The sequence below is a fragment of the Saccharopolyspora sp. SCSIO 74807 genome, from assembly GCF_037023755.1.
Lineage (GTDB): Bacteria > Actinomycetota > Actinomycetes > Mycobacteriales > Pseudonocardiaceae > Saccharopolyspora_C > Saccharopolyspora_C galaxeae.
The window spans coordinates 2,843,102-2,868,035 of record NZ_CP146100.1; the positions used below are offsets into that span (position 1 = coordinate 2,843,102).

27 protein-coding genes are annotated in these 24,934 nt (G+C 69.6%); 15 read left to right on the forward strand and 12 right to left on the reverse strand.

The genetic code is table 11. The annotated features are described in order from the left end of the window. Window positions 1–56: 56 nt before the first annotated feature. The 3 genes from V1457_RS13100 to rdgB are packed head-to-tail and all read left to right on the forward strand — an operon-like array spanning window position 57 to window position 1,886. Window positions 57–476 (forward strand): Imm1 family immunity protein, encoded by a 420-nt coding sequence (locus V1457_RS13100; RefSeq protein ID WP_338603960.1) that lies wholly within the window; start codon window positions 57–59, stop codon window positions 474–476. A 43-nt stretch (window positions 477–519) separates the two neighbouring features. Beyond that, window positions 520–1,275 (forward strand): ribonuclease PH, encoded by a 756-nt coding sequence (gene rph / locus V1457_RS13105; protein ID WP_200072739.1) that lies wholly within the window; start codon window positions 520–522, stop codon window positions 1,273–1,275. Beyond that, complete coding sequence (gene rdgB / locus V1457_RS13110; RefSeq protein WP_338603963.1) at window positions 1,272–1,886, forward strand: RdgB/HAM1 family non-canonical purine NTP pyrophosphatase; 615 nt, start codon at window positions 1,272–1,274, stop codon at window positions 1,884–1,886. The genes rph and rdgB overlap by 4 nt, the downstream gene beginning before the upstream one ends. 130 nt (window positions 1,887–2,016) lie before the next feature. Here the strand turns inward: rdgB and V1457_RS13115 are convergent, their stop codons facing one another. The 3 genes from V1457_RS13115 to V1457_RS13125 form a co-directional block, all read right to left on the reverse strand. Further along, on the reverse strand, window positions 2,017–2,727 hold the full coding sequence (locus V1457_RS13115; protein WP_338603966.1) for a hypothetical protein: 711 nt from the start codon (window positions 2,725–2,727) through the stop codon (window positions 2,017–2,019). 76 nt (window positions 2,728–2,803) lie between these two features. Beyond that, window positions 2,804–3,922, reverse strand: a complete 1,119-nt coding sequence (locus V1457_RS13120; protein WP_338603969.1) for a hypothetical protein — start codon at window positions 3,920–3,922, stop codon at window positions 2,804–2,806. Window positions 3,923–4,042: 120 nt separating this feature from the next. Then, window positions 4,043–5,227 carry an SPFH domain-containing protein gene (locus V1457_RS13125; protein ID WP_200072743.1) on the reverse strand — a complete coding sequence of 395 codons (1,185 nt, stop codon included), beginning with the start codon at window positions 5,225–5,227 and terminating at the stop codon, window positions 4,043–4,045. 245 nt (window positions 5,228–5,472) lie between these two features. Between V1457_RS13125 and V1457_RS13130 the strand changes: the two genes are divergently transcribed. After that, a complete protein-coding gene (locus tag V1457_RS13130) occupies window positions 5,473–6,231 on the forward strand; it encodes a sulfite exporter TauE/SafE family protein (RefSeq protein ID WP_200072744.1) in 759 nt (252 codons plus the stop codon). 102 nt (window positions 6,232–6,333) lie between these two features. On the opposite strand, the gene bcp is transcribed toward V1457_RS13130, so the two are convergent. Beyond that, window positions 6,334–6,807, reverse strand: a complete 474-nt coding sequence (gene bcp, locus V1457_RS13135; protein WP_200072745.1) for a thioredoxin-dependent thiol peroxidase — start codon at window positions 6,805–6,807, stop codon at window positions 6,334–6,336. Window positions 6,808–7,065: 258 nt separating this feature from the next. Next, complete coding sequence (locus V1457_RS13140) at window positions 7,066–7,233, reverse strand: hypothetical protein (RefSeq protein WP_200072746.1); 168 nt, start codon at window positions 7,231–7,233, stop codon at window positions 7,066–7,068. A gap of 173 nt (window positions 7,234–7,406) precedes the next feature. Here V1457_RS13140 and V1457_RS13145 point away from each other — a divergent pair, with 173 nt between their 5' ends. The 3 genes from V1457_RS13145 (at window position 7,407) to V1457_RS13155 (ending at window position 10,477) form a co-directional block, all read left to right on the forward strand. Next, on the forward strand, window positions 7,407–9,140 hold the full coding sequence (locus V1457_RS13145; RefSeq protein WP_200072747.1) for a pyruvate dehydrogenase: 1,734 nt from the start codon (window positions 7,407–7,409) through the stop codon (window positions 9,138–9,140). A gap of 296 nt (window positions 9,141–9,436) precedes the next feature. Then, window positions 9,437–10,285 carry a helix-turn-helix transcriptional regulator gene (locus tag V1457_RS13150; protein ID WP_200072748.1) on the forward strand — a complete coding sequence of 283 codons (849 nt, stop codon included), beginning with the start codon at window positions 9,437–9,439 and terminating at the stop codon, window positions 10,283–10,285. Continuing rightward, window positions 10,286–10,477: a DUF397 domain-containing protein gene (locus tag V1457_RS13155; protein WP_200072749.1), complete on the forward strand. Its 192-nt coding sequence runs from the start codon at window positions 10,286–10,288 to the stop codon at window positions 10,475–10,477. 220 nt (window positions 10,478–10,697) lie between these two features. On the opposite strand, the gene V1457_RS13160 is transcribed toward V1457_RS13155, so the two are convergent. The 3 genes from V1457_RS13160 to V1457_RS13170 are packed head-to-tail and all read right to left on the reverse strand — an operon-like array spanning window position 10,698 to window position 14,192. Then, window positions 10,698–12,176: a PH domain-containing protein gene (locus V1457_RS13160; RefSeq protein ID WP_338603980.1), complete on the reverse strand. Its 1,479-nt coding sequence runs from the start codon at window positions 12,174–12,176 to the stop codon at window positions 10,698–10,700. Next, window positions 12,173–12,679: a PH domain-containing protein gene (locus V1457_RS13165; protein ID WP_338603983.1), complete on the reverse strand. Its 507-nt coding sequence runs from the start codon at window positions 12,677–12,679 to the stop codon at window positions 12,173–12,175. The genes V1457_RS13160 and V1457_RS13165 overlap by 4 nt, the downstream gene beginning before the upstream one ends. A gap of 13 nt (window positions 12,680–12,692) precedes the next feature. Further along, window positions 12,693–14,192 carry a glycosyltransferase family 39 protein gene (locus tag V1457_RS13170; RefSeq protein WP_338603986.1) on the reverse strand — a complete coding sequence of 500 codons (1,500 nt, stop codon included), beginning with the start codon at window positions 14,190–14,192 and terminating at the stop codon, window positions 12,693–12,695. Between the two features lie 187 nt (window positions 14,193–14,379). Between V1457_RS13170 and V1457_RS13175 the strand changes: the two genes are divergently transcribed. The 5 genes from V1457_RS13175 to V1457_RS13195 all read left to right on the forward strand — a co-directional run bounded on the left by V1457_RS13175 (window position 14,380) and on the right by V1457_RS13195 (window position 19,515). Next, complete coding sequence (locus V1457_RS13175) at window positions 14,380–15,627, forward strand: sensor histidine kinase (protein WP_200072753.1); 1,248 nt, start codon at window positions 14,380–14,382, stop codon at window positions 15,625–15,627. A gap of 22 nt (window positions 15,628–15,649) precedes the next feature. Then, the gene (locus tag V1457_RS13180; protein ID WP_338603991.1) at window positions 15,650–16,309 is read left to right on the forward strand and encodes a response regulator transcription factor; all 660 of its coding nucleotides are present in this window, start codon (window positions 15,650–15,652) and stop codon (window positions 16,307–16,309) included. Between the two features lie 82 nt (window positions 16,310–16,391). Then, on the forward strand, window positions 16,392–17,150 hold the full coding sequence (locus tag V1457_RS13185; protein ID WP_200072754.1) for a type IV toxin-antitoxin system AbiEi family antitoxin domain-containing protein: 759 nt from the start codon (window positions 16,392–16,394) through the stop codon (window positions 17,148–17,150). A gap of 21 nt (window positions 17,151–17,171) precedes the next feature. Next, window positions 17,172–18,098: a nucleotidyl transferase AbiEii/AbiGii toxin family protein gene (locus tag V1457_RS13190; RefSeq protein WP_200072755.1), complete on the forward strand. Its 927-nt coding sequence runs from the start codon at window positions 17,172–17,174 to the stop codon at window positions 18,096–18,098. A gap of 634 nt (window positions 18,099–18,732) precedes the next feature. After that, window positions 18,733–19,515 (forward strand): trypsin-like serine protease, encoded by a 783-nt coding sequence (locus V1457_RS13195; protein ID WP_200072756.1) that lies wholly within the window; start codon window positions 18,733–18,735, stop codon window positions 19,513–19,515. A 58-nt stretch (window positions 19,516–19,573) separates the two neighbouring features. Here V1457_RS13195 and V1457_RS13200 read toward each other — a convergent pair whose 3' ends face one another. Both V1457_RS13200 and V1457_RS13205 read right to left on the reverse strand, forming a co-directional pair. Next, window positions 19,574–19,771 carry a DUF397 domain-containing protein gene (locus V1457_RS13200; protein WP_200072757.1) on the reverse strand — a complete coding sequence of 66 codons (198 nt, stop codon included), beginning with the start codon at window positions 19,769–19,771 and terminating at the stop codon, window positions 19,574–19,576. Window positions 19,772–19,779: 8 nt separating this feature from the next. Continuing rightward, on the reverse strand, window positions 19,780–20,616 hold the full coding sequence (locus V1457_RS13205) for a helix-turn-helix transcriptional regulator (RefSeq protein WP_200072758.1): 837 nt from the start codon (window positions 20,614–20,616) through the stop codon (window positions 19,780–19,782). Window positions 20,617–20,943: 327 nt separating this feature from the next. Here V1457_RS13205 and V1457_RS13210 point away from each other — a divergent pair, with 327 nt between their 5' ends. Continuing rightward, complete coding sequence (locus V1457_RS13210) at window positions 20,944–21,177, forward strand: hypothetical protein (protein ID WP_200072759.1); 234 nt, start codon at window positions 20,944–20,946, stop codon at window positions 21,175–21,177. A gap of 433 nt (window positions 21,178–21,610) precedes the next feature. On the opposite strand, the gene V1457_RS13215 is transcribed toward V1457_RS13210, so the two are convergent. Both V1457_RS13215 and V1457_RS13220 read right to left on the reverse strand, forming a co-directional pair. Then, the gene (locus V1457_RS13215) at window positions 21,611–22,462 is read right to left on the reverse strand and encodes a helix-turn-helix transcriptional regulator (RefSeq protein ID WP_200072760.1); all 852 of its coding nucleotides are present in this window, start codon (window positions 22,460–22,462) and stop codon (window positions 21,611–21,613) included. A gap of 44 nt (window positions 22,463–22,506) precedes the next feature. Then, window positions 22,507–22,746 carry a hypothetical protein gene (locus tag V1457_RS13220; protein ID WP_338604002.1) on the reverse strand — a complete coding sequence of 80 codons (240 nt, stop codon included), beginning with the start codon at window positions 22,744–22,746 and terminating at the stop codon, window positions 22,507–22,509. Here V1457_RS13220 and V1457_RS13225 point away from each other — a divergent pair. Beyond that, window positions 22,745–23,668 (forward strand): pseudouridine-5'-phosphate glycosidase, encoded by a 924-nt coding sequence (locus V1457_RS13225; protein ID WP_295143805.1) that lies wholly within the window; start codon window positions 22,745–22,747, stop codon window positions 23,666–23,668. The genes V1457_RS13220 and V1457_RS13225 overlap by 2 nt on opposite strands. Window positions 23,669–23,833: 165 nt before the next feature. After that, window positions 23,834–24,766, forward strand: coding sequence for an SGNH/GDSL hydrolase family protein (locus tag V1457_RS13230; RefSeq protein WP_338604008.1), 933 nt, complete (start codon window positions 23,834–23,836; stop codon window positions 24,764–24,766). Window positions 24,767–24,934: the final 168 nt, after the last annotated feature.

Consider the following 24,934-nt stretch of genomic DNA (forward strand, 5'->3'; position numbering starts at 1 on the left):
CCGGGCGACCGTCGACACGAGCAGCATCTGCGCGGGATGAGTCCTTGGAGGAACTAATGACGATCACGGCGGTCTGGCCGATCGCGTCGAAGACCGACGCGAACGCCGGTGACGGGCTCACCATCACCGAGCCCGGCGAGGTCGACGAGCTGATCCGCCGCCTGTCCGAGCCGAACGCGGGCCCGGCCTCGATCTGGCACGAGCACCGCGAACTGGCCGACGAGAGCACCGGGATGCTCGACCACGACGTCATCGCGGCGGTGGATGGCGGCTACGGCTACCTGAGCCACTTCGACGTCGATCACGACTTCGCGGTGCTCGAGGGCGACCCGGAATCCCCTGGCTTGACCAGCGAGGACATCGAGTTCCCCGCGGGCAGCGGAGTCGCGGTGGGCGTGCTGGCCGCGGCGCTGAAGGACTTCCTGGAGACCGCGTCGCGGCCGAAGGTCGTGGACTGGCGCACCGTCGACTGGTAGGGGCGTGACCACCGGCCGCGCGTGTCCTCTTAGGGTGGGGATCGTGGCTAGAGCGGACGGGCGGAGCGACGACGCGCTCCGAGAGGTGCAGATCACCCGCGGCTACCAGATTTGGCCCGCCGGGTCTGTGCTGGTGGAGTTCGGGCGGACCCGCGTGCTGTGCGCGGCGAGCGTGCAGGAGGGCGTGCCGCGCTGGCGCAGCGGTTCCGGCCTGGGTTGGGTGACCGCGGAATACGCGATGCTGCCGTCCGCGACGAACACCCGCGGCCAGCGCGAGTCGGTGAAGGGCCGCATCGGCGGCCGCACGCACGAGATCAGCCGCCTGGTCGGGCGCTCGCTGCGCGCCTGCATCGACATGGCCGCGCTGGGCGAGAACACGATCGCGCTGGACTGCGACGTGATCCAGGCCGACGGCGGCACCCGCACGGCCGCGATCACCGGCGCTTACGTGGCGCTGGCGGACGCGATCACCTGGCTGAGCTCGGCGCGCAGGCTCTCCGACCCGAAGCCGCTGTCGTGCTCGATCGCGGCGGTCAGCGTCGGCGTGGTGGACGGCCGGGTGCGGCTGGACCTGCCGTACGAGGAGGACTCGCGCGCCGAGGTGGACATGAACGTGGTCGCCACCGACCACGGCACCCTGGTCGAGGTGCAGGGCACCGGTGAGGGCGCCACGTTCACCCGGTCCACGATGGACACGATGATCGACTACGCGCTGCACGGCTGCGGCGAGCTGGCCCGCAAGCAGGCCGAGGCGCTGGCCGCGCCGTACCCCGGCGAACTGCCCGGGAGCTCCCGGTGAGCCGCGTCCTGCTGGCCACCCGCAACGCGAAGAAGCTGGTGGAGCTGCGGCGGATCCTGGAAGCCGCCGGTGTCACCGGCATCGAGGTCGTCGGCCTGGACGCGGTTCCGGAGTTCCCGGAAGCCCCCGAGACGGGCGCGACCTTCGAGGCGAACGCGCTCGCGAAGGCAGCGGACGCGGCCCGCGCCACCGGCCTGCCCGCGGTGGCCGACGACTCCGGCCTGGAAGTGGACGCGCTGAACCGGATGCCCGGCGTGCTCTCCGCCCGCTGGTCCGGCGGGCACGGCGACGACCAGGCCAACCTGGACCTGCTGCTCGGCCAGATCCACGACGTGCCGGACGAGCGCCGCGGTGCCGCTTTCGTGTCCGCCTGCGCGCTGGTGCGGGCGGACGGCACCGAGACCGTCGTGCGCGGCGAGTGGCCCGGCACGATCATCCGCGAGGAGCGCGGCACGAACGGCTTCGGCTACGACCCGATCTTCGTGCCGGAAGGCGAGACGCGGACGTCTGCGGAGCTTTCCGCGGAGGAGAAGGACGCGGATTCGCATCGGGGGCGGGCGCTGCAAAAGCTGGTGCCGCACCTGCGGGAGATCGCCGGTCAGATCGGGTAGCGGCAGCGGAGGCAGCCGGGGCGTGTGCTGGGGGCCCGCCGACTCTCCGGCCAGAGCCGTCGTCCAGTTCCGAAACCAGCGCAGGCCGCTTGCAGATCCCCGCGTGAGCTGCGGTGCAAACCCGTTCTGTTCACATGCGGTCACGCGCGTCGCGCACGCGCTCTGACATCCATTCGATCCCCGCCGGACCCTGTCCGGTGGCGTGCAGATCGATCGGGCTTCCGGCGGCTTTCGCGGCTTTTGCGATCTCTTGCATCGCTTCCCAGGGACGCCAGCCGAAGGATTTGGTTTTGCAGGTCCGTCCGCCTCGCGAGGTTTCGATCCGCACCTGCCCGGGGTGCAGTCGTCGCAGCAGGAACCTCACGAACTTCAACAAGGGGAATTCGTTCGGTGAATGGTCGTAGGTGTCCGTGCGGACGCGGGTCGAGCGGAAACGTGCGCGCGACCGGTGCCGTGCGATGCGCAATTCGGTTATATCGCCCAGCGGCAACACCCGGGTCCGGAACAACGTCCGCACGAGCAGGTCGTTCGAGGTCAAGGTGACCCGTCGCCGGAAAGCCGCCGCGATGCAGCAGGCGGTGATCGCCGCCAGGACGACGTCCGCAACGACCCAAAAGCCGGTTCCCTTGGGGCGGTGGACCGCAGCACCGAGAGTGAGCCAGCAGGAGAAAAGCAGGAACAAGAACACGAAAACGGCGGCGAGCAACGGAACGAACCGGCCCTTTTTCCACACGCGGTCCACCTGTCCGGCGGACTGAAATGCTGAAGGCGGTGGCAGCCCCCGGTCCGTGCTCTGGGCAGGTGATGTGCAAACCTCTTGCGGCCGGTGGTGCTCGTTCATGTCGCGGACGTTAGCAGATCTTGCCTGCAAACCGAGTGGTTCGGTAGTTCAATTCGAATTCCGGTGGGCGAGCTCCTCAGTGGTGCTTCGTCGTCTTGGACCCGCCGGTGTGGTGGCCGTTGAAGTACAGGACCGCCAGGGCCGCCACGACGATCACCGCGAGCAGGATCGCGAGCGTGACCTTCACCTTGCTCCACGGGCGTTCGCCCTGGACCTCGCCGGTCCGGCCATTGACCAGAAGCTGCCAGCTGCGGCCCGCGTACATGTACGTCGCGACCCAGACCGGCAGCAACATCAGCTTGAAGGTGATGTTGCTGAAGTCGGTGTCGACCCGCTCGACCCGCTGCTCGTCACCACCGATGTCCCGTCGGCACTCCTCGTGGATCTCCCGCGACATCCGCGACTTGGCCTCGTCGAGGCCGCTCTCGGGTTCCACGTCGTACCGCAGCGCGTGGTAACCGGCGAGGTACTGGGGCTGGTAGGGCCCGGCCTCGGGCAGCGGCCACGGGCCCAGCGCGTCCACCCGGTTGACCGGTAGCACGGTGCTGGCCGGCACGAGGACGTCGTCGAACCCGCTGGAGACCTCACCCCGCACGTGGTGCCAGCGCGTCCGGCGGACCCGTTTCGTCCGCCCTTCGCCGTCGGTCTCCGTCACCCAGTAATGCCGCCCTTGCTGACCGCTGTAGGCCGAGAACGCCTCCGCGTCGAACGTCCAATGTGGCACGTAGGTGCCCTTGGTCGACTCCGCCGCGGCCACCTTCTTGAACGCCGACGGCGCGAACCACCGCGACGACACCCACTTGCCCAGCGCCTCCCGGATGCCGTTGTGGTCGACCTCGAACGGCAGCACGCCCTCCGGGATGATCTGACCGGTCGCGGCCGCGTCCATCACCAGCGGTGAGCCGCAGAACTGGCACAACCCCGCGGTTTCGGTCGTCTCCGTGCTCGCCGCGCAGCGCTGGCAGACCAATGTGTACGGCGCGAGCTGCCCGACCGGCTTGCGGGCCAGCACGTCCAGGTCCTCGATCGCGATCTCCCGGACCTGCCTGCTGCTGGCCGTGATCTCCTGACGGAAACCGCAGTACGGGCACTGCAGCACGTTCGTGCCGGGCGCGAACTCCACGCGGGCGCCGCAGCCGCCACAGGGATAGGTGGCGGCTGACGCGGTTCGCCCGTCGCCGTACGGATCTGACATCAGGTTTTCCTTCGGAAGTAGCGGAAATCAGGTCCAGTCGGTGCCTTCCGGCGCAGGTGTCCCGGCACAACCGGATCAGTTCCCGGGTTGCGGGGCCCCGCGCTCAGGTCCGGAAGGGACTCAGGACTGCGGCGGCAATGGCGGCGGCGCCTGGCCGAACAGGGGACTCAGCTCCGGCACTTGGCCTGCGGGTGCCCATTGCGACATGCCTTGTTTCCACGCAAGGGTTTCCGCGGTGAGGGCGCTGTTGGAAACCTGCTGGGCGAGGGCGGCGAAGTCGAACGGCCCGAGCTGCTGACCGTTCACACCGAGGTACCACTGGTCCTGCTGCGGCAGCGGCGGAGGTCCGGCCTGCGGCGGCTGCTGCGCGGGAGCGGGAGGTTGTTGCCCGTACTGCGGGGGCTGTCCGGCGGGCTGATGCGGCGCCTGCAGGCCGTTCTGCACCGGTTGCTGCTGGTACGCGGCTGCCGCGGTCTGCTGCCCGAACGCCACGCCCATGCCGATGCCCATTCCCTCGCCGGCGCCGCCCTGGTTGGACGCGGCCTGCTCGATGGCGTTGGCGGCCTGGAACTGCGTGTACTGGTTGAGATCGCCCGCGATGCCCATCCGGGTGCGTTTGTCGATCATCTCCTCGACCTCGGGCGGCACCGAGATGTTCTCGATGACGAACCGCGAGATCTCCACGCCCAGCGTGCGAAGCTCCAGGTTCAGCGCGGTGGCGATCCGGTCGCCGAGCTGGGACTGCTGGGTGACCAGGTCGAGCATCGGCACACCGGAGGACGCCAGCGCCGGTCCGAGCTTTCCGACGATCATCTGGCGGAGGTGTTCGGACACCTCGTCGGTGCGGAACGCCGGGTCCGTGCCGACGAGTTCGCGCAGCAGCGCGACGGGCTCGATCACCCGGAGCGCGTATCCGCCGAACGCGCGCAGCCGGACCATGCCGAACTCCGGATCGCGCACGACGACCGGGTTCTGCGTACCCCACTTCAGGTCGGAGAACTGCCGGGTGTTGACGAAGTACACCTCGGCCTTGAACGGCGAGTTGAAGCCGTACTTCCAGCCCTTGAGCGTGGACAGGACGGGCATGTTCTGCGTCTGCAGCGTGTACATGCCGGGCGGGAAGGGGTCTGCGACCTGGCCCTCGTTGACGAAGACGGCGGCCTGGGATTCACGTACGGTGAGCTTGGCGCCCATCTTGATCTCGTTGTCGTGGCGGGGGAATCGCCAGACGATGGTGTCCCTGCTGTCGTCGGTCCATTCGATGGTGTCGATGAACTCGCCGCGGACCTTGTCGAATAAACCCACCGAAACCCCTGCAAACTTGCCGCCGCTACGTCGGCGCGACCGTAGCAAAGCGATCACCAGGGCAACCGCGGTCGCTCCGGTGGAATTCGGCGATCAGCACCCCCGGCGTCCGGTTTCAGCCCGCCCGACCGGTTCCGGATCCCGCCGTCCGGGAGACTGCTCTTCCGCTCGGCGAGGGACGTTCGGGGTGTGACGGCGATCGCCCCGGTGGGGTGTACCGCCATCCGGGCGGTTAGGTTCCGCGAGTGTTCACCGAATGGTTCGAGCTGGTTGTGCTGGTCGTCGTCGGATTCCTCTCCGGCGCGATCAACGCGGTGGCCGGTGGGGGCTCGCTGCTGGTGTTCCCCGCGCTGCTGGCGACCGGGATGCCGCCGCTGATCGCGAACGTGACGAACTCCGTCGCGCAAGGGCCGGGATTCGTCGGTGCCGCGGTCAGCCAGCGCGCTGATCTGGGCGGAGCGCGGCGGCGCTTGGTGCTCACCTCGGTCGCGGCCGCGATCGGGTCGGTGATCGGCTGCGTGCTGCTGCTGATCCTGCCCGGTGCGGTCTTCGACGCCGTGGTCCCGGCGCTGATCGCGCTGTCGGCGGTGCTGATGGCGTTCCAGAACACGATCCGCCGCTGGCTCGGGCAACCGGCCGAAGGCGGGCCGGACCGCACCTGGGGGCTCACGATCGGGATCTTCCTGGCCTCGATCTACGGCGGCTACTTCGGCGGCGCGCGCAGCGTCATCTTCATCGCCGTGCTGGTGCTCGCGGTGAACGACTCGATGCGGCGGCTCAACGCGTTGAAGAGCTGGCTCGGGCTGATCGGCAGCGCGGTGACCTTCGCGGTGTACGCGCTGATCGCGCCGGTCGACTGGATCGCGGTGCTGACGCTGGTGCCCACCACGGTCCTCGGCGGCTTCGCGGGCGGCAAGATCGCCCAGCGGCTGCCCGCGACCCTGCTGCGCTACGTCGTAGTGGTCATCGCCGCAGGCGTCGCCGTCTACATGGTCCTGGACTAAGCCCGCCCGACACGCCCGCGCACCCGCCGATTCCCTGGAGTGCACGACCTGTTCGCCCGAATCAGTCGGACCAACAGGCCGTTCACCCGGAAATGCGGGGAGTCAGACGCCGAGGTCCTTGCGGAGGCGGTCGACGTGGCCGGTGGCCTTGACGTTGTAGAGCGCCTTGGCGATCTTGCCATCGGGGTCCACCACGAACGTCGAGCGGATCACGCCCTGCACGACCTTGCCGTAGTTGTTCTTCTCCCCGAACGCGCCCCACTCGGCCATCACCGATTTGTCCACATCGGACAGCAGCGGGAACGTGAGCCCTTCGGCGTCCCGGAACTTCGCCAGCTTCTCCGGCTTGTCCGGGGAGATCCCGACCACGTCGAAACCGGCATCGCTAAGGGGCGCCAGGCTGTCCCGGAAGTCGCAGGCCTCCTTGGTGCAGCCCGGCGTACTCGCCGCCGGGTAGAAGTACACCACCAGGGACCGGCCGCGGTAGTCGGCCAGCGCCACGGTCTTGCCGTCGGCGTCGGGCAGGGAGAACTCCGGCGCGGTGTCACCCGCCTCAAGTCGTTGCTGTTCGCTCATGCCCTCGACGCTAGGGGCTGTTCAGTGAGCGGTTTGCGTAGGGGGCAGGTAGCGGAACCTCAGACGCCTTCTGGCTCCGGGATCTCATCCTGAAGTAGCTCCCTACTCGGCGTCTTCATAGGTCCGGGCCGCTGTCCTCGCCAGAAGACGTCTGAGAACCCGCCGGTGGTCCGGCTGAGTCCTCGGACGCCGCAAGCGGCTGCCGCCGCTTCTTGAAGCAGAACCAAAGTGCACCGGCGCACGCCGCCCGCGGGCACGTCAGCGCAGTCGCGCCCCGACATCTTCGGGCGCGGTGGGGCCGACGGTGCTCACCGCCACCTTCGGCTCGTCCCGTTCACTGGATGCGATGAACCCACCGACGAAAAGTCCGGCCACGGCCGAGATCGTGACGGACAGCGCGCAAACGGTGTAGAGGCGCAGGTTCACCGCGTCTTCCTTCCGGGAGCAGGGGCACGTCGACGAAGAAGTGATCGCCGGTGGCCGCGCGGACGTTACCGCCGCGTGCTGGGGCCCGCCCGGCCGAGCAGTGTTGCGGGGTCGGTGCGCTGCGCGTACACGGAGTGGCGGAACGTGTCGTAGCCCAGTCAGCGGGAGCAGCTATGCCGACCGTCGCAGACCAGTTCGTCGAAGTCCTCGTGCAAGCCGGGGTGCAGCGGATCTACGGGATCGTGGGCGACAGCCTCAACCCGGTCGTGGACGCGGTGCGGCGCACCGAAGGCATCGAGTGGGTGCACGTCCGGCACGAGGAGACCGCCGCGTTCGCCGCCGGAGCGGAAGCCCAGGTCACCGGGCGCCTGGCGGTGTGCGCGGGCAGTTGCGGGCCGGGCAACCTGCACCTGATCAACGGGCTCTACGACGCGCACCGCAGCGGCGCGCCGGTGCTGGCGCTGGCCTCGCACATCCCGTCCGAGCAGATCGGCACCGGCTTCTTCCAGGAGACTCACCCGGAGAAGCTGTTCGGCGAGTGCAGCCACTTCTGCGAGCTGATGTCCCAGCCGGAGCAGATGCCGCGGCTGCTGCGCAGCGCCATCCAGACCGCTGCCGGACGCCGCGGGGTGTCGGTGCTGGTGCTGCCCGGCGACATCGCGCACAAACCCGCCGCGCGGCCCACCGGTTCCGGCGTCGTGCACTCCGAGCCGCCGACCGTCGTGCCGTCACCTGCGCAGGTCGAGCGGTTGGCGGAGTCGCTGAACTCGGCCGAGCGCGTGATGTTGTTCTGCGGCGCGGGCAGCCGCGGCGCGCACCGCGAGGTCATGGAGCTGGCGGGCAAGCTCAACGCCCCGGTCGGGCACGCGCTGCGCGGCAAGGAGTGGATCCAGTTCGACAACCCCTACGACGTGGGCATGAGCGGGCTGCTCGGCTACGGCGCGTGCCAGGAGGCGATGGGCAAGGCCGACCGGCTGGTGCTGCTGGGCACCGACTTCCCGTACGACAACTTCCTCCCGCAGGCCAACACCGTCCAGGTCGACATCGAACCGGCGCACCTGGGCAGGCGCACCGTGCTGGACCTGGCGGTGCAGGGCGACGTGCGCGAGACGGTGCGCGCGGTGCTGCCGCAGCTGCGGCAGAAGTCCGACCGCGGCTATCTGGACCGGATGCTGCGCTCGCACGCCGAGCAGCTCGAACGGGTCGTGGACGCCTACACCACCAACGTCGAGAACCAGGTGCCGATCCACCCCGAGTACGTCGCCGACGTGCTCGACGACCTGGCCGCGGACGACGCGGTGTTCACAGTGGACACCGGGATGGCGAACGTGTGGGCGGCCCGGTACGTCACGCCGAACGGCCGCCGCCGGGTGCTTGGCTCGTTCGTGCACGGCTCGATGGCCAACGCGCTGCCGCAGGCGATCGGCGCGCAGCTGGTCGACCCGCGGCGGCAGGTGGTGGCGATGGCGGGCGACGGCGGGTTGTCCATGCTGCTCGGCGACATGCTCACGTTGCGCTCGCGCGGGTTGCCGGTGAAGGCCGTGGTGTTCAACAACTCCTCGCTGGGCATGGTGAAGCTGGAGATGCTGGTGGACGGTCTGCCGGACTTCGGCACCGACTACGACGCGACGGATTTCGCCGCGGTGGCCGCCGCTGCGGGAATTCACTCGGTGCGGGTGGAGAAGCCCGGCGAGGTGCGCGATGGGCTGGCCGAGGTGCTGGCGTACCGAGGTCCCGCGTTGCTGGACGTGGTCACCGACCCGAACGCGCTGTCCATCCCGCCGCGGATCACCGGCACGCAGGTGAAGGGGTTCGCGCTGGCGGTGAGCCGCACGGTGCTCTCCGGCGGGGTCGGCAAGATGGTGCAGCTGGCGCGCAGCAACCTGCGCAACATCCCCGGGCGCTGAGCGTTCACGCTGCTCGGTTATGTCGAAATTCGATCATTCGCGTCGATCATTGCTCAGCGTAAGCTTGTTGAGGTCTTGTTCCGGCTGCTCGCCCGGTCGGCCGCGAGTCGGCCGGAACGCCGCCGAGAGCATCGATCAGCCCGCGTGCCAACGAAAAGCCGCGGCTCGGGCGCGGCGGTCAGCGGCAGCGGACTGCGCATCCCGCGAGCTACGCGGCAACCGGCAGCCGCTGCCTGCTCACCTTGTCCGGGTGATGCGGTGGTGACTCGCTGTGGGCAGAGGTGGACACTGTTTTCATGACAGTGAGTCCCACGGTGCGTCGCCGACGCCTCGCCGCGGAGCTGCGCACGCTCCGGGCACGGGCGGAGGTGACCCAGCAGCAGGCCGCCGCGCACCTCGGTTGCACCCAGGCCAAGATCGGCCGGTTCGAAACCGCGAAGCGTTCCCCCTCGATCGGCGACGTGAGCGCGTTGCTGGACTTCTACGCCATCACCGGCGCCGAGCGCGAGCACCTGATCAACCTGGCCCGCGATGCCCGCAAGCGCGGCTGGTGGCACTCCTACAGCGACGTGCTGCCGGAGTGGTACGAGACCTACGTCGGCCTGGAGGCCGAGGCCTCCTCGATGCACACCTACGAGTCGGAGGCGATCCCCGGCCTGCTGCAAACCGAGGAATACGCCTACGCCATCACCAAATCCACCCTGATCCGCGCGCACGAACCGGAGATCACCCGCCGGGTGGAGCTGCGGATGCAACGGCAGGACCGGATCACCGGCTCCCAGCCCTTGGACTTGTGGGCGGTGATCGGGGAAGCCGCGCTGCGCCGCGTGGTCGGCGGTACCGACGTGCTGCGCAAGCAGCTGGAGCACCTGCTCAAGCTCTCCGAGCTGCCGAACGTGACGGTGCAGGTCATGCCGCTGGAGGTGGGCGCGCATCCGGCGCAGGCGGGTCCTTTCGTCATCCTGCGCTACTCCAATCACATCGATCCGGATGTGGTCTATTTGGAAACCCACGTCGGTGGCCTTTACCTCGAACGGGATAACGAGCTGTTGAAGTACGCGACGATGATGGACCATCTACGCGCACATGCGATCAACCCGGAAGGGTCTGGTCAGCTGATTCAGGAGCGCATAGGAGAGCTGTAGATGGAATACGTCACGGGTTGGCGTACGAGCAGCCGCACCTCGCATCAAGGGCAGTGCGTGGAGGTCGGATTCGGGACCGGGCGCGTGGGCGTCCGGGACACCAAGAACCGGCCGGGCGGCTACTTCACCGTCACACCCGCGCAGTGGGCGGGCTTCGTCCAGCGCATCAAGCGCGGCGAGTTCGACCGCTGATCCCGTAGCGCGCGCCCGAGGCATCGGAGTTCCCGGCGCGCCGGAATCCACCAGATCCGGGCGGGTCGCCAGATCCGCACCCGCTCGGCCGGCATTATCCGATCTGGATTATTCCGCTGTTGATCACCGGAAAATGCTCCGATCCGGGGCTTGATCACGGGTGCTCGGCGCAAATACTGCGAATTGCGTCTCACCCGGATGGCCGCGGCGGCGGACCGCATTAATCCTCCGGGTGGCTGGGTTCGAGGAACGGGGCGACCAGTCCCGGAACGGTCTGCTCGGCGAACTCCAGACCCGCTCCTGCCGCCACGTCCGGCACCGTGCAGCGGCCCGTCCCGGCCGCGGTCGTGGCGACGACGTCCAGCAGTCCGGCGCGGCGCTGGAACAACGACTGCTCGAAGCGCCAGCCGATGATCCCGCTGCGCTGCAGCGCCACCGTTCTCCGCAGCCCGCTTCCCCGCCGCGCCAGTAGAAACCGACCGTGCAGCCGGTGCCCGAGGTTGCGGTAGGCGTCGACGGCGAACGCGGCCGCGACCGCGACGCTCAGCGCGGCCACCACTACCGCTAGCCACCAGGGGATCCAGCCGAGCGCGGCGGCGGTGATCACGAAGGCTGCGAACGGTGCGGCGCTGAGCGATCCCCAGGTGAGCCGCCGCCGCAGCGCGGCACGCGGATGCGGGCGGAACTCGCCGGTGGAGGGGAATTCCGGTTCCCCCGATTCCGGTTCCCGCAGCACCGCCGCGGCCACTCGCATGGCCTGCGCGCGAGGTGCCGGTGGCAGCAGCGTCTTCGCGTCCGGCTGGTTCTTGCCGTCGGCCTGCTCGCTGAGCCCGGTGGCGATCGCGTTCGTGCGCGCGCCGCCGGTCCAGCGCAGCAGCAGCGGCTCGGCGACCTCCACGCCGCGAAGTCGTTGCTCCTCAAGGGAAATCGAGCGCCGGGTCAGCAACCCGCGCCGCACCCGCAGCGTGCCGGAGTCCTCCCGGGTGAGCGTGAAGTCCCACCAGAGCTCCAGCGACAGCAGGAAAGCCCCGAGCACACCGGTCAGCAGCACCGCCGCGACCGGCACCCCGATGCCCGCCCACAGCGGCACCGACCGGAACAGCTCGCCGATTTCCCCGTACAGCCCGAACTTCTGCAACACGTCCGAGAGCGAACCGAACGCGGAGGCGATCGCGCCCCACACCGCCAGCATCATCGACAGCGTCACCGCGGAATACAGCAGCCAGGCGGGATTCAGCCGCGCCAGCGGAGCATCCTGACCGTCCGAAGTGGACGGAAGTAGGTCGGTGCGGATCCGGTCGGCTTCGCCGCGCGCGACCGCGTCCAGCTTGAACTCGTCCGCTCCTTGCGCCCCGGTGCCGATCTTGACCACGGCGAGCCCGAGCAGGCGGTGCACCGGATCGGCGGTCAGGTCCACGCTGCGGATGCGCTCGCGCGGCAGCGAGCGGTGGTTGCGCGAAACCACTCCGCTGCGCAGTTCGACCCGCTCGTCGGTGATCCGGTAGCTGGTCGCGTACCACTCGAGCGCCCGGGACAGCACCAGCAGCGCCGCGATCGCCGAATACACCTGGGCGACGTTGCGCACCGCGTCCGCTCCCGCTCCGGCGATCAGCATCACCGCGATGGTCGGCACGATCGGCGCCAGCACCAGGATGGCCAGCGCGGCCACGATCCGGCCGTCCAGCTTCTGCCAGCTCATGTCGCGTCTCCTCGCGCGGCCTGGGTCTTCGTGGTGAGCCGGGTGACCAGCTCGGCGGCAACGTGCTGGTCGAGCGCGTCGATGCGCAACGGCCCGGCCGCGGATGCGGTGGTCACGGTGACGCTGGAGAGCCCGAACAGGCGCTGCACCGGCCCGCGCACGGTGTCCACGGTCTGGATCCGCGACATCGGCGCGATCCGCCACTCCTGGCGCAGCCAGCCCGCCGCGGTGTAGACGGCTTCGTCGGTGGTTTCCCAGCGGTGCACCCGGTAACTCCACTGCGGTCGCACCACCACGTACGGCAGTGCGACAACTGCGACGACAGCGAGCCCGAGCAGCAGCCACGGCCTGGCCGGAGCGATCAGGGCCGCCAGCACGCCGAGCGCGCCGAGCAGCGGCACGGCCACGACCAAGGCTTGCACCGTCCACCAGCCGATGGAGCGGCGGTCGACCGGGTTGCGGGGCGGGCGCAGCCGCACCCCGCCTTCCTCCGCTGTGGACACTCGATTTCTCCGATCAGGCAAGGCTTCGCACCTGTTCCCAGACTTGCGGCCAGGGTTGTTCGCGGCCGGTGAGCAGCCACACCGGGATGTCGCCGCCGCGGACCAGCCGCGTCTGCGCGAACAGCGGCCGCCACTCGTCGACCTCCTTGCCTACCAGCAGGATGTTGTCCGCCTGCGGCCCGGGAGGCCCGAAGAACCCGTAGCCGCGGTGCGCGCTGCGCGCCAGCGGCAGGCCGGACTCGGCGGAGTGCGCGTCGAGCATCGCAGCGGGCACGTAGCTGCCGGTGACCAGTGCGGTCCGTTCCCGGACCCCGGCGGGAAGCGCTCGGTACTCGGCCGCGGTGTACTCGGTGATGGTGCGGTCCAGTGGTTTGGCGGGATCTCCCATGGCGACCGTGGACAGCCAGACCATCCCGCCCGCGGTGAGCACGGCGGCCACGCCGACCGGCCAGCGCACCCAGCTCCAGTTCCGGGCCCAGCTCCAGTTCCGGGACGAGTGCGCGGCCTTCGCCTCGCGTCGCCGTTGCAGGCCGACCGCTCCGGCCGCCACGAGGACTCCGTACATGCCGATCAGGTAGTACGGCCGCCCGCTGGTGACGACGTAGAACACGTACTGCACGAGGAAAGCGGCCGCGATGAACCGGTAAGGCCGCATGTCCTTGCCGAACAACATCCGCCCGATGCCGCAGAGCAGCAGCGGCACGCCGAGCACACCGGCGGAGACGATTCCTCCGACGGCCATCCCTCGCCTGCCGTTGCTCAGCGAAGGCGTCTCCTCGGTGACGACCTGGCCCATCGCCAGCTGCGGCCACCCGTGCGCCGCCTGCCAGATCAGCGTCGGTGCCGCGATGATCAGCGCGATCCCGACTCCGGCCCAGAACATCGGCCGCCGCAGCAGCCGCCGCGGTCCGAACACCAGCACGCAGCCCAGCAATGCCGCGCACAGCAGGGCGATCTGGAACTTCGTCTGCATCGTCACGCCGATCACCGCGCCCATGGCGAGCAGCAGCCGATCGTCGGCGCGGTCCTCGGCGTCCAGCCGCAGCCAGCGCACCAGCAACCACGTCAGCACCATCCACAATGGAACTTCCATGGCGTAGGGCGTGAGCCAGTGCGCGGTGAGCGCGGTCCAGGTCCCGGTGGCGAAGGCCAGCGCGGTGAGCAGCTGAGCCCGCCGATCACCGCCGAACTCGCGCGCCAGCATCCCGGCCAGCAGCACACCGGTGGCCGAGATCAGCGTCATCACCACCCGCGGCAACAGCTGCACGCCCGGCGCCAGCCACTCCAACGCCCCGGCCAGCAGCGGAGCCATCGGCGGCTGGTCGACGTAGCCGAAGTCCAGGTGGTACCGGCCGATCGCGAGCATGTAAGCCTCGTCGAGCCAGTAGCCGCCGAACGCGCTCGCGATCGCGTGCAAGGCCGTGAACACCGCGGCGATCAGCAGGACCGGCCGCCACGCGAGCGACGGTCGGCCGGGCGGCGCCGACCTCTCCGGTGCGAGCACTGCTTGCATGGTTCCCCCAAAGGTCCTTGCGCGATTCGCCGCCATTCCAGGACATCGGGCGCTGGCGGTGCGACGGCGCTTGGTACCTGAAGGTAGCGACCTCCGGTGATCACCGGTGCAACTTTCGTAGGTTCCGCCACCGACGACGGTGGGTTTCCGCGGCCGTTCGCGCCCGCACGGCGGCTACCGTGAGCCCGTGCGACGTCCGATCTGGCGGTACCTGTGGGATTCGCCGCGTGCAGCGGTGTTCGACGTGGCGCTGGTCGCGGTCCTGCTGCCGCTCGGCCCGATCCTGGCGAGCTTCTACCCGCCGGATCTGCCGCCGCAGGACTACAGCTGGATGGGCGGGCGCTGGGTCGCCCAGCTGCTGATGCACCTGTTCACCGTGAGCTTGCTGGTGCGGCGGCGATTCCCGTTCGCGCTGCTGTGCGCGGGCGCGGCGGCGATGCTGCTGCACGCCGCGACCTTTTCCGCGGGCATCGGCGCGTTCCTGCCGATGAACCAGCGCACCGACCCGTGGATGCCGGGTGTGCTCCCGTTCGTGCTCTACGCGTTCGCCGCCTACGAAACCGGCCGGAAGCGGCAGATCACCGGTTGGGTGCTGGTCGGTGTCGTCGTGCTCACCGCGCTGCGGCTGTGGACGAATCCGGACAGCGAGACGATGAGCAATGCTTTCTGGATCACCGCGTTCCCGCCGGTGCTGGGCGCGTGGATCGCGGCGCGGCGCAAGCTGGTCACCGCGTTGCGGGACCGCGCGGAACGCGCCGAGCGCGAACAGGAGCTGCTCGCCGAGCAGGCCCGCGCGGACGAGCGGGCGAAGATGGCCGCCGAGATGCACGACGTGGTCACGCACCGGGTGAGCTTGATGGTGCTGCAGGCCGGCGCGCTCGGCGTCACCGCGCAGGACGAGCCGACCCGCTCCGCCGCCGAGGAACTGCGCTCCGGCGGCTGCCAGGCATTGGACGAGTTGCGCGACTTCATCGGCGTGCTGCGCTCCGGCGGCGAGGACTCGCCGGACGAGTCGGAGCGCTCCGCGTTGCCGGACCTGTCCGGGCTGATCGCCGAGACCGAGGCGGTGGGCATCCCGGTGCGGCTGACCGAGCAGGGCGGAACCGCGGGAGTCGCGCCGCTGGTCAGCCGCACCGCCTATCGCGTGGTGCAGGAGGCGTTGACGAACGTGCACAAGCACGCGCCCGATTCCGAGGTCGACGTCGGCGTGGTCTACGACGGCGAACGGGTGCTGCTGACCGTGCGGAACACTCCACCGGCCGGCGACCACGAGCTGGCGGGCAGCGGTTCCGGCGCGGGCTTGCAAGGGCTGGGGCAGCGGGTGGAACTCGTCGGCGGCACCTTCCGGGCCGGTCCGCTGCCGGACGGGGGTTTCGAGGTCAGTGCCATACTCCCTGCGTACGTGCCCACTGCCGAAGCCGGCTCGGACGGCTAGGCGTTCTGCAGGAGGCCCAGCGGTGAGCGAGCCCGTCCGCGTGGTCGTGGTCGACGACGAGCCGATGGTGTGCGCGCACCTGCGCACGATCCTCGGTTCCGCCCCGGACATCGAAGTCGTCGACGACGCGCAGGACGGCGCGGCCGCCGTGGAATCAGTGGTGCGGCACCGGCCGCGGGTGGTGCTGATGGACCTGCGGATGCCCGGGGTGGACGGGCTCACCGCCACCGAGCGGATCAGCCGGCTGCCCGACCCGCCCGCCGTGGTCGCGCTGACCACGTTCGACGCGGACCAGTACGTGTTGCGCGCGTTGCGGGCCGGTGCCTCGGGATTCCTGGTCAAGTCCACGCCGCCGGAGGATCTGCTCGGCTTGGTGCGGGTCGCTGCGGACGGGCACACCGTGCTCTCACCGCAGGCCGCGCAGCGGCTGGTGGCCGCGTCCTCCGGCGAGCAGGGTGCCCGGCAGCGGGCGCTGCGGCTGGTGCGGGAGCTGACCGAGCGGGAGGTGGAGGTGCTCACCGGTCTCGGCGAAGGCCTGTCGAACGCGCAGATCGGGCAGCGGCTGCACCTGTCCGAGGCGACGGTGAAGGGCTACGTCTCGCGGATGCTGGTCAAGCTCGACTGCGGCAACCGCGTGCAGGCCGGGCTGCTGGCTTACGAGGCGGGGCTCATCGCACGCTGACACACCGAAAACTACAACTCGATGCACCAAAAGCTTCATCGGAAGTAGCAAACGTTGCGCAAGCGGCGTATGGTTCGGTGTCATGAAGGTGTTTGAGGCCATGTCCCGCCTGGCTGAGGTGAGCAGCGACCAGTGGGGGCTGCTCACCACCGCGCAGGCCGGTGAGCTCGGCGTGAACACCACGACGCTGGTGCGCCTGGTCGAAGCCGGGCTGCTGACGCAGGTGCGCCACGGCGTGTACGCGGTGTCCGCCGGCGAGATGACCGGCCACCAAGACGAGAAGGCGGTGTGGCTGAAGCTCAACCCGAGCCAGCCCGGCTGGCGGCGGCCGAAGCTCGATCGCGACGGTGGGGTCGTCTCGCATCGCTCGGCAGCGCTGCTGCACGGACTCGGCGATCTGGTCGTGCCACGCATCGAGATGACGGTGCCGCGCCGCCGCCGCGTCCGGGACACCTCCGTCCGGCTGCGGCGCGCTGAGCTGCCCGAAGACGACGTGACGCTCGTCGACGGACTGCCGATCACGACCGTGCTGCGCACGATCGTCGATCTGATGGCCGATCGCGTGGACGCCAGCCATCTCGCGCAGGTCATCCAGGAAGCCGACCGGGCGGGCAAGGTCGATCTCGATGAGCTCGCCGACCGCGCCGCGCCTTACGCACGGCGCTATGGGGTCACCGGCCGCGACGGGCGAGCGCTGCTCGAGCATCTGCGCAGCCACATCGATGCTGTTCGGACGACCGGACTCGACAAGGTGCGGAGCCTTCTCGCGGAACAACAGCGAATAGCAGAAGCGCTGAGCGAAGCAATGCTGAACCTGGACACAAGCGTGCACTCGAAATAGCACTGACGAGACGAGCCCGTGGTGACAAACCCGTACCGCAGCCCGCAAGCGCTCCGTGCCGCGCTGCACAAACGCGCCAATGCCGCCGCTTCGGCCGAAGGCGTCGACACCAACGAGATTCTTCGCCGCTTCTACCTGGCCAGACTGCTTGCGCGGGTATTCGTCGATGATCCGCACGGGTGGTTGCTCAAGGGCGGGCAAGCGTTGCTGGTCCGCTACCCGGATGCTCGCCACTCGCGCGACATCGATCTCTTCTATCGACCGGATGAAGGACGTTTGGACGACGCGGTCAAGGCGTTGCGCCGGGCGGCGGGGCTCGAACTCGGAGACTTCTTGCGTTTCGAGCACTACGACACGACGCGGGAGACCCAAGGGCGGATCGCCCGTCGCGTGCGATTCCAGCCGTACTTGGGCGGCAAGCCCGTTGTGATGGTCAGCGTCGACCTCGTAGCTGACCTGGCTCCGTTGGGAGAACCCGGTGTCCGGCAGTTGAACCCGCCGATCGACCTCGATCTCGGTGCGGACACCTGGCCCAACGTTCTCCTATACCCGTTGCCGGACCATGTCGCGGACAAGATCTGCGCGTTGTACGAGCAGTACGGCTGCACCGGTTCGACCCGGCTCAAAGACCTGGTCGACCTCGTCGTCATCGCGTTGCGTGACCCGCTCGACGGGCGGGTGGCCCGGGATGCGCTGCAGGCTGAGGCGAACCGCCGGCGTGACGCGGGAACGTTGCAGGCGCTGCCGGTGCGGTTCACCGTGCCGGATCGGAAGGTCTGGGAGAGCGGATACCAACGCGAGGCGGCCGGTGTGCCTGGACTCGGCGAGTACCGGCGGTTGAGCGAAGCCGTCGAGCTGGTCGACCGTTTCGTGACGCCGTTGCTCGCCGCTGAATCGCCTGGACGCTGGGATCCGGTCGAGTCGCACTGGATTCCGCAGCTCGAATAGCGCTGATCGCGCGTGATCGGCGCTGGTCGGGTGTGTCAGCGGGACCGGCCGCAGTGCAGCGGATGCTGCGCCGCGGGCACCGCTTCCGGCGCTCCGCAATCAACCTGTGATCTTCGGAGCGTGCCTGGTCAGCGCCGATTCAGTCGAGTGCGGCGAAGTCCGCCCCGAATAGGGTCTGGTATATGCCACACGGCATTGGGTAAACCGGGTGCGGCGTCCTCGGTACGACCGGCGGTCGGGGCCGGGAGGGGGACGCTTCCGCCACGGTGCGGGGACCGGTGGCGTGCGCCCCGGCCGGTGGGAGTTCCGGCCGGGGCGGCCGCGTCCCCGGCGCGTTCGGGGCGTGCCGGGGACGCGCTCCGGGTGATCCTCTCGATCCGCCGGGCTAGCTCGCAGCCGATTCGCGGAATTCGCACAATAGGCCGCTGGAGCTGGGAAAACGGCAAATAGCGGGACTTTTGGGCGGAATGCGGCGACGTTTAAGGTTCGATCGGTTTCCCGTTGCAGCGCAGCGGACGCGGCGTTTCACCGGGAACTCCGGGTCGAGTCCGCGTTGCGCCGCGGCCGGTCGCCCGGGACATCGCCACGTCCGGGGCGCCCCACTGCCCCGGGCGCGACTTGGAGGAGAAACGAAATGGTCGCTGCCCCACGCATCGCGCGGTTCGCGGGTCTCACCGCGGTCGCGCTGTCGGCTTTCGCCACGCTGTCGGTCGGTCAGGCTTCGGCCGACGTCAACCCGTTCGTCGTCGGCGGCGAGGACGCCGAGATCGCCGATCACCCGTTCGTCGTCGCGTTGACCACCCCGGACGGGCAGCAGTTCTGCGGCGGTTCGCTGGCGTCCCCTACGAAGGTCGTCACCGCCGCGCACTGCACCCAGGGCGAACAGCCCGCGAACGTCAACGTGCTCAGCGGCCAGACTTCGCTGAGCGGGAACGAGGGCACGGTCTCCGAGGTCAGCGACATCTGGGTGCACCCGGACTACACCGACGCCACGCTGGGCGCCGACGTCTCGGTGCTGACGTTGTCCGCGCCGGTCCAGCAGCCCACGATCGAACTCGCCGCGGCCGACGACCCCGGCTACGCGCCGGACACCCCGGCCACGGTCCTCGGCTGGGGCACCACCAGCGAGGGCGGCCAGAGCTCCGACCACCTGCAAAAGGCGACCGTGCCGGTGCGATCGGACGCGGACTGCTCCGCCGCGTACCAGGAGTACAAGCCGGACGCGATGGTCTGCGCCGGGCTGCCCGAGGGCGGCGTGGACGCCTGCCAGGGCGACTCCGGCGGCCCGATCGTCGCCGACGGCAGGCTGATCGGTGTCACGTCCTGGGGCGAAGGCTGCGCCCGGCCCGGCAAGCCCGGCATCTACGGCCGCGTCGGCGCCTACAACCAGGAGCTGACCGAGCAGATCAACTCCTGATCGCACGCACGCGAAAGGCGCGGGAGATCGGTTCTCCCGCGCCTTTTCGCAGCTGCGGTCAGTTGTCGTAGCGGCCGGACTTGAGGGCGGTTATGAACGATAACCATTGCGATGGACTCGTGGTGAGATGTCCGGCGGCACGATCTTTGGTATCGCGGACCGCCGCCGATCCGTCGAGCACACGGCCGACCTCGACGCACTTGTCCGTGTTGACACTGCGGCTGGACTTTCGCCAGTTGGTGATGTGCTCGGGCATCATGAGTTTCACTCCTTCTCTTCCTTCAACTTCGCGATGAGCTCGCGCGAATCCGCTTCGCTCATCGACGCCTCCGCGATGGCCTCGGCCGCGTCCCGGTACTGCTGCATGTCGTTCGGCTCGTGCAGGAAGAGAGCGGAAACCCGATTCTCGAGGTGGACCACCGGACCCTGGTCCGCAAAGTCCATGAGCAGGAAGGGTCCCTCAAGGCCGGGATGCCACTCACAACGAGTCGGCATGACCCGGATCGTCACGTTCGGCAGCTGCCCGAAATCCAGCAGCTTCGCGAGCTGATCGGCCATCACCTCGGCGCCACCGATGGTTTGCATGAGGACCGGCTCGCCGATGAATGCCTGCATTTGCACAGGGTTCTTCCGGACGATCGCTTCGCGTCGTCCCACGCGGACCGCGACGCGGGTCGCAATTTCCGATCCGGTGACGTTGCCAGCGACCATGATCGCTCGTGCGTAGTCGGCGGTCTGCAGCAATCCAGGAACCAGATTCGGCGCTACCGTCGTCATCGCGGTTGCCGTGCTCTCCATGTCGACCAGGGCGCCGAGTTGCCGTTGCTGCTCCGGCATCCCCACGGAAAGCCAGTGCGGGCCGTCCGGGTTGCGTGCGAGTTCTACCAGCTCGCTGCGGAGTTCGGCGGGTGCGTCGACTTTCGCCAGGTAAGCCGCGACCATCTCGGGCTTCGGCGAGCGATCGCCCGTCTCCCAGCGGGACAGCGTCGCGTGTGAGATGTCCAGCGCGGTGGCCAATGTGCGGACGCTGAACCCCGCGGCATCGCGCGCGGTTCGGAGTTCTGCGCCGAGTGCTCGCGCCTTCGGGGTGGTACCAGCCATGCACCACAGAATATGCCGAGCAGATCGGGAGTTGAAGATCCCCCGAAAGCGTTCTTGCGGCTCCGGAACAGTCGATGATTACCTGGTGCGGTAACGGCAGAGACAGTCGGTACCAGGGGGATTTCGAGATGACGGACTCGGTGTGGGCGGCTTCGTGCGGCCCGGTGGATTCGCGATGGCATGTGGTGCGGCGGACCGATGGCGGGGCGTTGCCGTCGGCTTGCGGTGCTTTCGTCTACGGGCCGGTGCATCTGCGGCGCGGCGCTTGCCCGGACGGGGAGTTCGATCGCGATGCGTGCCGGTCGTGCGCGGAAGTGGGGTCGGGGGATGGCTGAGGAATCGTTGCGGCACTTCTGGCGGCCGAGCAGTGATTCGGTGCGCCACGCCTTCTGGGGGCGCCGGTGGAGTGGCAGAACCGAGGCGACCTCGGTGTGCGGCGCTCAGCTGGAGCTGACCGCTGAAGTGTCCGAAGTGGACTGGTTCGCGGCGCCGACCTGCCCGGCGTGCAACGGGATTCTGCGCGCGACGCAGCCGACGCCCGGCACGCCCCGATCTGACTAGCGGCTTCTCCGGGCTCGAGCGGCCTCCCGCCTCCCCGCCGCACGAGCCCGGGGCGGTCTCCCGCCCGCAGCGGCCGAACTCCGCCGACCGCGCGACGGAGACCGACGGGGGCGCGTCGCGGACCCCGACCAGCGACGCGCCCCACCTCTCACCGAGTGAACGGCCTGTTCGTCCCAATAGATTGGTCCAACGGTCCGTTCACTCCTCGCGAAACCCCGACCCAGCCGCTCCGCTGAGCACAAGAACCGACACGCCCGCGCATCACTCGCTCCGGGTGAAGTGGACCCGAGTGAACGGCCTGTTGGTCCGGCTAGATTGGGCGAACGGTCCGTTCACTCCTGGAGAACGTGGGTGCTGTGCGCGGCTCAGCGGTTCCGGTGGCACGGTTGCGTACTGAGCGCGACGAATACCGTCCACATCGGATCGGGATTCTTCAGAGTGTCGCGATTTCCTCCTGCGCCTCGAAATGCTCGGCGTGGGTGGTGATCAGCCGACGCGAGTCCGCCACGTCCAGCGCCACCCGGTCCAGCTCGGCGAGCGAGCCGCGGAACGGGGCGTCGTCCTCCGGCTCGGCCAGCAGCGCACCGGTTTCCTGGCTCTGCACCAGCACGCTGGTCATGCCGTGCTCGAACTCGATCAGCGTGAACGCGCCGTTCAGCCCGATGTGCGCGCCGAGTTCGGTGGGCAGCACCCGCACCGAGACGTGCTCGGCCTGCTGCTCGGCCAGGTGCCGCAACTGCCGGGCCGCGACCGCGGGGCCGCCGACGGGTCTGCGCAGCACCGACTCGTCCAGGAACGCCTCGAACGCGACCGGCTCCGCGCGGTGCAGAATGCCCTGGCGCACCTGCCAGACGTTGGCCGCCTCGTCGGTGTTGCGGGATTCCGCGGCGTTTCCACCGAGCACCGCCTCCGAATAGGCGCGGATCTGCAGCAGCCCCGGCACGTAGGCCAGCGCGAGTTCGGCGATGCGGCTGGCCCGCTGTTCCGCGTCGATGGTGGCCCGCACGTGCGCGGACAACCCGCTCATCGCCTCCCACCAAGCGGGGTGGTCCAGTTCTTCGGCCAGTCCCAGCAGGTATTCGCGCCGCTGCCCGCGGATGCGCAGCACCGCGAGGATCGCGGCGAGGTCCGCTGCGGTCAGGCCGCGCTGGGCGGTTTCGATCCGGCTGACCTTCGCGATGCTCCACCCGAGCTGTTCGGCCACGAGCCCTTGCGACATGCCGCTGCCTTTGCGCGCGGCCCGGACCTCGGCAGCCAGCGCCCGCGCGCGGGGGGAGTTCGACATGGTTACCAGAATATGATCAGCGCGCGGACAAATCTTTCGCTCGATCAGGTGTTTGTGCAGTTGCCGGACTTCGGCAATGTTTTGCCGAATCCGGTAAGAATCCCACTGCGGCGCTGTTTTCGCAGGTGCATCCGTTGCGGGGCAAATGGCAGCCGGTGGGTATATTCCAAAGTTTTCGCGGCAATTTCCAGCGAAACGAGTATCGGGCTTTCCCGGCGCACGCGTCCGGCCGCAGCGCACACCATGGCCCGCAGCGCCCCGGCGACTGCTAGAAACCCGGCCATGAGTCCTGAACTACCGGCGATCTCCGCCGAGGTCCGCGAGGCGGTCGGCGACGGCAGACCCGTGGTCGCCCTCGAAACGAGCATCATCACGCACGGCCTGCCACGCCCGCGCAACGCCGAAATCGCCGAAGAAGCCGAAGAATCGCTGCGCCGCGCCGGAGTGGTCCCCGCGACCACCGGCGTGCTCGACGGCGTGCCCAAGGTCGGGCTCACCCCCGGCGAACTGCACCGGCTCGCCGGAACCGACGCGGCCAAGGCCAGCGTGCGGGACCTGCCCGTGCTGTGGGCGAAATCGAGGTCCGCGGGCACGACCGTCGCGGCCACGGCCTGGCTGGCGCATCGGGCCGGGCTGGAGTTCTTCGCCACCGGCGGGCTCGGCGGGGTGCACCACGGAGCCGCGGGCGGCATCGAAGAACCGCCGAGCTACGACGAATCCGCCGACCTGCCGCTGCTGGCGACGCTGCCGATCACCGTCGTCACCGCGGGCGTGAAGTCGATCCTGGACCGGGCGGCGACGCTGGAGCGGATGGAGACGCTGGGAATCACGGTCGTCGGGTTCGGCACCGACCGGTTCCCCGGGTTCTACGTCGCGGATTCCGGTCTCGCGCTGGATCACCGCCTGGACACTCCTGCCGAGGTGGCCGCGCTGCTCACCGCCCGCCGCAAGCTCGGGCTGCGCGCGGCGACGGTGCTGGCCAACCCGGTCCCGCTGCCCGCGCAGCTCGACCCGGAACTGCACGAGCAGGTCGTCGCCGAAGCCTGGCAGGCCGCCCGGGAACGCGGCATCAGCGGTCCGGCGACCACGCCCTTCCTGCTCGAGCACATCCGGGCGGCGACCGGTGATCGCAGCCTGGAGGCGAACCTGGCCGCCTACTTCCACAACATCGCGGTCGCCGCGGAGTGCGCGCACGCGGCGGGCTGAACGTGTTGCGCAGCGCCGCGGTGACATGGGGCGCGGTGCCCGCGCGGTGACATGGGGGGCGCGCACCCGCGCGGCGAAATCCGCGCAGTGAGATTTACCCAGTTCGTCCCCGCCCGGTCACCGTCTCCTCACCCGAGGTGAGCCTGCGGCGGCGACGGTGGGCGGGTGAGCGAGCTGCGAACGGAAGCCACCGGCGCCCGCCCGGTGCGGACGTTGGTGGCGCTCGGCGACTCGACCACCCTCGGCATCGGCGACAAGCTGCCCGGCGGCGGGTGGCGCGGATTCGGCCCGCTGCTCGCGGACGCGCTCGGCGGGGCGGCGCTGACGAACCTCTCGACATCCGGAGCGCGGGTCGCCGACGTGCACGGCGAGCAGTACCCGGCGGCGCTGCGGCTGCGGCCGGACGCGGTGGCGCTGGTGGTGGGCATGAACGACACCCTGCGCTCGGACTTCGACCCGGCGCGGATGCGCGGGCAGCTGGACGCGGTGATCGGCGGGCTCACCGGCGCAGGCGCACTCGTGGTCACCGCGCGGTACCACGACCACGGCCGGGTGTTCCGGTTGCCCGCGCCGCTGCACCGCGCGCTGCGCAAACGGATCGAGCAGGTCAACGAGGTCATCGACGCGGTGGTCGCGCGGCACGGCGCGTGCTGCGTCGACCTGGACGCGCTGCCCGGTGCCTACGAGCTCGCGACGTGGGCGGTGGACCGGCTGCACCCGTCCGAACTCGGGCACCGGATGCTGGCGCGGGCGATGGCCGACTCGCTGGCCGGCGCCGGGTGCCCGGTGCCGTGCCCGGTGAGCCTGCGCTGCTCCGGCGGCGCGCGGGTGCGGGCTTGGCAGCACTTGGCGTGGCTGCTGTTCAAGGGCGTGCCGTGGCTGTTCCGGCGCGGATTCGACCTGCTGCCGCACGGGGTGCTGGTGGTGTGGCGCGAGACCGTGGCGATGCGCAGGGAACGGCGGGCCAGGCGGCGGCTCAAGCTGGTCGAGCCTGCGCGGCCGGAGCCCTCCGGTTCCCTGCCGCCCGATTCGCTGCACTCCGAGCCCCTGCCGTCCGAGTCGTTCCCGCTCGGCCCGGGGGAGGAGCGGTCTGGTTGAACCGACCTGCCGAAAACCCGAGCGCGAGCCGCGTCGATCTGCCGGCCCCGGCGCGAGCCGTGCCGACCTGCTTGCGGAACTCCGGACGCCAGCCCCGCTGATCTCCCGGCGCCGACTGCGCCGAGCTGCCGACGGATGCCGGAAGCACCAGCGGCGGCGAGCGATCCG